Below are 4,573 nucleotides of genomic sequence, written 5' to 3'. Positions count from 1 at the left end.
GTCACATTCCACCGCCGAGGGTGACCCCGCCGTCCACGACCAGGGTCTGGCCGGTGATCCAGCCGGCGTCCGGGGAGAGCAGGAAGGCGACGGCGCCGGCGATGTCCTCGGGGACGCCGAGGCGGCCGAGCGGGTAGGCCCTGGCGACCTTCTCCTCGCGGCCCTCGTACAGCGCCTCGGCGAATTTGGTCTTGACCACGGCGGGGGCGACGGCGTTGACCCGGATGCCCTGCGGGCCCAGTTCGGCGGCGAGTTCGGTGGTGAGCCGGATCAGCGCGGCCTTGCTGACGCCGTACATGCCGATCCCGAGCGAGGAGCGGATGCCGGCGATGGAGGCGACGCTGACGACGGAGCCGCCGTGCTCGCCCATCCAGGCGGCGTGCGCGCGGCGGGTCCAGGCCAGCGGGGCGAGCACGTTGACGGCGAGGATCTTGGCGGCGGCGGCCTCGTCGGTGTCCAGGACCGGCCCGTACACCGGGTTGATGCCGGTGTTGTTGACCAGGTGGTCGAGCCGCCCGAAGGCCTCCAGGGTGCGGGTGACGGCCTCCTCCTGGTGCGCCGGGTCGTCGGCCTTGCCCGCGACGGCGATCGCGTTGTCCGGGCCGCCCAGGTCGCGGACGGCCTCGGCGAGCGGTTCCGGGTTGCGGGCGGTGAGGCAGACCTTGGCCCCGCGGTCGACCAGCTCGCGGGCGATGCCGAGGCCGATGCCCCGGCTCGACCCGGTGACGACGGCCACCCGGCCCTTGAAGGAGTGCACCACGGAGCGTCCTGCCTTTCGTGCGAGGATCTCTGCCAGCAGCTGACTAAGCGCTTGCTCAGCATGCTGTCGGTGCGGGAGCCTGTCAACACTCCGCCGGCCACCCACCCCCGGCCCGAGCGGTGGCCGACGGTCGGGCCGGATGATGGCCGACGGTCGGGCCGGGCGGGCGGTCGGAGGGAAAGCGTGTACGAGTTCTCTGGGAGGATGACGCCATGACCAGCACCCCGCTCGCCGACCTCTGGCCGACCCTGCCCGGCGCCGACGCCCGCCCCGAAGCGGCGTACCGGCTGCTCCAGGCCGCCGTCGAGTCGTTCGCGGAGCGCGGCTTCCACGCCACCACGACCCGGGACATCGCCACCGCGGCGGGGATGAGCCCGGCGGCGCTGTACATCCACTACCAGTCGAAGGCCGCGCTGCTGGCCGAGATCAGCCGGGCCGGGCACGCCGCCACGCTGACCCTGGTCCGGAACGCGGCGGCCGGCGAGGGCGGCCCGGCCGAACGGATGCGGCGGCTGGTCGAGCAGTTCACTGCCTGGCACGCCCGGGCCCGGACGGTCGGCCGGGTGGTCAACTACGAGCTGCACGCGCTGCCCGAGGACGCCTACGCGGTGGTCGCGGCGCTGCGCCTGGACATCGAGCGCGAGGTCAGCACGCTGATCGGGGCCGGTGTGGCGGCGGGGGACTTCCAGGTGGCGGAGGTGCGCACGGCGGCTCGCGCGGTCACCTCGCTGGGCATCGACGTCTCCCGCTGGTACACCGACAACTCGACCGAGACGCCGGAGGAACTCGGGCGCCGCTACGGCGAGTTGGTGCTGCGGATGCTCGGCGCCCGGGTCTGACGCGGGAGGCGGCCCGGTCCGCCCTTGACCTGCTCACGGAGTGCGAGCAGACTCGTATACGAAGTACGTGTGCCTCGTAGGCGTACAGCGCACGGACGGGATGCGGACGACCCGCGATCCCCTCCCGGCCGCACTCCCACCGCAGCTCCGACGCTGCGGATCGAAGCAGATCACCTCCCGCGGCGATCCCGCCCCCGACCGGCGGTGCCGAAGGGAGCAGACCCCCGACCCGGGCCGGCCCGGCCGGGTCGTGCCGCCGCCACGCGCGGCGGCACGGGAACGGCGCGCGCCGCGTCGCGGCGCGGCCCGGGCGGTTGGAGAAGGGGAGGCGCACTGATGCCCTTCCGGCAAACGAATCCGGTCCGGCCCCGCTTCTGGCTGGAGACGGCCCTCGGCGGACTGTCCGGACTGCTGTTCCTGCTCACCCTGGTGTGGCCGCAGTGGATCGAGACGCTCCTCGGCATCGACCCGGACGCCGGCAGCGGTGCGGCGGAGTGGCTCGTGGTCGCACTGGCGGCCGCCGTCACCGCCGCCTGCCTGCTCGGCGCGCGGATCGAGTGGCGTCGGGCGCACCCTTCCTCGGCCCGCGCGGTGCGGTGAGCGGAGAGGAGGACCGTCATGACTGACATGCCACCCGTCGCGCACGAGGAGCTCACCGAACTCGTCCGGCGGGCGCCGCTGAGCTTCGTCGGCACGGTCACCCGGGTCGGCGGCACCTCGCTCGCGGCCGTTCCGGCCGAGGCCAGGAACGACCGGACGGCCGTGGTCAGGGTGGACCAGGTGCTGCACGCGCCGGAAGCGTTCCGGCAGCTCGCGGGGAATGAGGTCACCGTCCAACTGTCGCCCGACGCGGGTCCGATGGGCGTCGGCGAGCAGGCCGCGTTCTTCACCCAGGGCATGGTGTACGGGGAGGGCCTGGGCGTCACCGAGGTGGGCCGGCTGCCCGCCGAGGCCGTCCAGCACCACGTGTCGCTCGCCGCCACCACGGCCGACGAACAGCCGTTCAGCTCGGTGCAGCGGGAGATCCGCCACCAGGATCTGGCCGCGCACGCCGCGGAGGCGGACGCCGTGGTCGTCGGCACGGTGATCGGCCTGGAACGGGCCGGCGGTGCCGACCGCGCCGACCGCCGGTCCGAGCACTCGCCGGACTGGTGGCGGGCGGCGATCGCCGTCACCCAGGTCGAGAGCGGCCGGGTGAACGACGCGACCCTCGCCGTGCTGTACCCCAACAGCCGCGACGCCCACTACTACCGGGTGCCCAAGCCCAAGGCCGGCCAGGAGGGGCTGTGGCTCCTGCACGCCACCCAGGACGACCAGCGCGAGCTCGCCCCGTACGAACTGATCCACCCCGAGGACTACCAGCCCGTGCACACGCTCGCCGTGCTGCGCGAACGGAGGTGAGCCGACATGCCCACCCTCAAGGTCGTCAACATCACCCCGAAGGCGCTGAGCGGCACCGCGACCCAGGACTCCGAGCCGTTTCTCGCGGTCAACCCCGAGACGCCCACCGAGATGGTCGCGACCGCCTTCACCCCCGACCCGATGGGCGGTCCGCTCGCCCCGGTCTACGTGTCCACGGACGGCGGCGACAGCTGGGTGCTGCACACCATCGTCCCCGGCGCCGCGCCGGATCTCGGTACCGCCGACATCACGGTGGCCTTCGCGGCCCGGGGCGGTGCCCTGTACGCGGGCATACTGAACGGCCTGGCCGCACTGCACCGGCCCAGGCCGATCACCAGGATGCAGATCCTTCGAACGCCGGGCATCGCCTCGACCGCGCCCATGGAAATCCTGGTGAGCCGGGACCAGGAGGACCAGCCGTGGGTCATCGCCGACACCGTGACGGCCGGCGGCGCCGACCGGGACCGGGTCTACGTCGGCAACAACGGTCCGGGCCCGCGGACCGCCGTCGTGGACGTCTCGGGCGACGCGCGGACGGCGCCCGCACCGGCCGGATTCGTGCCCACGGTGATCGAGCAGCGTGATCCGGCGAGTCAGGACGGGCCGCCGGTGCGCCTCGCCGTGCACCCCGACGGCACCGTCTACGCGGCGTTCGAGAGCTGGCGGACCAATGACCAGGGCGACCCGATCACCAACGTCACCTTCGACGTCGTGGTGAGCCGGGACGACGACGGGGGCGTCGGCGCCCACCCGTTCCAGGACCTCAAGGACGCCACCGACAGCGTCCCCGGGCAGCGGGTAGCGACCGACCGCTTCGTCGCGTTCAACTCGACCATGGGGCAGGAACGGCTCGGCGGCGACCTCACGATCGCGGTGGACCCGACCGACGCCGACCGCGTCTGGATCGCCTGGTGCGACCGTGTGGGCGGCCCGGGCGGTGTCGACAACACCCTGCACGTCCGGCACTCGCAGGACCGCGGCCAGACCTGGCGGAAGGTGCGCGACGACGTCACCGACACCAAGAACCCGTCGCTGGCCGTCAACGAGGACGGTCTGGTGGGCTTGGTCTACCAGCGGTTCGCCGGCAATCAGTGGACGACGGTCCTGGAGGTCACCGCCGACAACTGGACCACCGCGCCGGAGTCCGACGTCCTGCACCAGGCACCCGCGAACGTGCCCCGTGCCGCGGGACTGCCCTTCCTCGGTGACTACATCCGGATGCTCGCGGTCGGGAAGGACTTCTACGGCGTCTTCGCCGGCAACAACACGCCGGACCGGGCCAACTTCCCGGTGGGCGTGACGTACCAGCGCAACGCCAACTTCACCGTCCACCAACTGCTCAGCACCGACGGCGTGACCCGGGTGCCGCCGTCCATCGACCCGTTCTTCTTCCACCGGGCCGCCTGAGCGTTCCACCGGGCCGCCCGAGCGCGCGCCCGGGGCGCCCGCCACGAAGGGTCGTGGCGGGCGCCCCGCTGTCGGGCACGGTGGTTCGGGGGGATAGGGAGAGCGGGGGGGAGGGGGAGAGGGGGGGTAGTGGTGTTGATATAGGTGGGGGCCGGGTAATTAAAAA

At 72.9% G+C, this 4,573-nt stretch carries 5 protein-coding genes; 4 read left to right on the top strand and 1 reads right to left on the bottom strand.

Annotated elements, in window-relative coordinates; all coding sequences use genetic code 11:
* Position 1: 1 nt before the first annotated feature.
* Positions 2-760 carry an SDR family oxidoreductase gene (locus ACIQOV_RS28725; RefSeq protein ID WP_401053396.1) on the bottom strand — a complete coding sequence of 253 codons (759 nt, stop codon included), beginning with the start codon at positions 758-760 and terminating at the stop codon, positions 2-4.
* A gap of 212 nt (positions 761-972) precedes the next feature.
* On the opposite strand from ACIQOV_RS28725, the gene ACIQOV_RS28720 reads away from it, so the two are divergent.
* The 4 genes from ACIQOV_RS28720 to ACIQOV_RS28705 all read left to right on the top strand — a co-directional run bounded on the left by ACIQOV_RS28720 (position 973) and on the right by ACIQOV_RS28705 (position 4,407).
* Positions 973-1,599, top strand: a complete 627-nt coding sequence (locus tag ACIQOV_RS28720) for a TetR/AcrR family transcriptional regulator (RefSeq protein ID WP_401053394.1) — start codon at positions 973-975, stop codon at positions 1,597-1,599.
* A 336-nt stretch (positions 1,600-1,935) separates the two neighbouring features.
* Entirely contained in the window at positions 1,936-2,199 is a 264-nt protein-coding gene (locus tag ACIQOV_RS28715; RefSeq protein WP_359909251.1) for an ABC transporter permease, read from the top strand.
* Positions 2,200-2,217: 18 nt separating this feature from the next.
* On the top strand, positions 2,218-3,000 hold the full coding sequence (locus ACIQOV_RS28710; RefSeq protein WP_401053391.1) for a hypothetical protein: 783 nt from the start codon (positions 2,218-2,220) through the stop codon (positions 2,998-3,000).
* Positions 3,001-3,006: 6 nt separating this feature from the next.
* Entirely contained in the window at positions 3,007-4,407 is a 1,401-nt protein-coding gene (locus tag ACIQOV_RS28705; RefSeq protein WP_401053389.1) for a hypothetical protein, read from the top strand.
* Positions 4,408-4,573 lie beyond the last annotated feature (166 nt).

Origin of the sequence: Kitasatospora sp. NPDC091257 (assembly GCF_044757675.1) — a bacterium.
In the GTDB taxonomy this organism is placed as follows: domain Bacteria; phylum Actinomycetota; class Actinomycetes; order Streptomycetales; family Streptomycetaceae; genus Kitasatospora; species Kitasatospora lactacystinica.
This window is presented reverse-complemented; position numbering and strand designations above follow the sequence as displayed.

Coding starts and splice junctions, on each gene's coding strand:
- ACIQOV_RS28720 (WP_401053394.1), top strand. CDS start 973: ATGACCAGCACCCCGCTCGCCGACCTCTGGCCGACCCTGCCCGGCGCC.
- ACIQOV_RS28715 (WP_359909251.1), top strand. CDS start 1,936: ATGCCCTTCCGGCAAACGAATCCGGTCCGGCCCCGCTTCTGGCTGGAG.
- ACIQOV_RS28710 (WP_401053391.1), top strand. CDS start 2,218: ATGACTGACATGCCACCCGTCGCGCACGAGGAGCTCACCGAACTCGTC.
- ACIQOV_RS28705 (WP_401053389.1), top strand. CDS start 3,007: ATGCCCACCCTCAAGGTCGTCAACATCACCCCGAAGGCGCTGAGCGGC.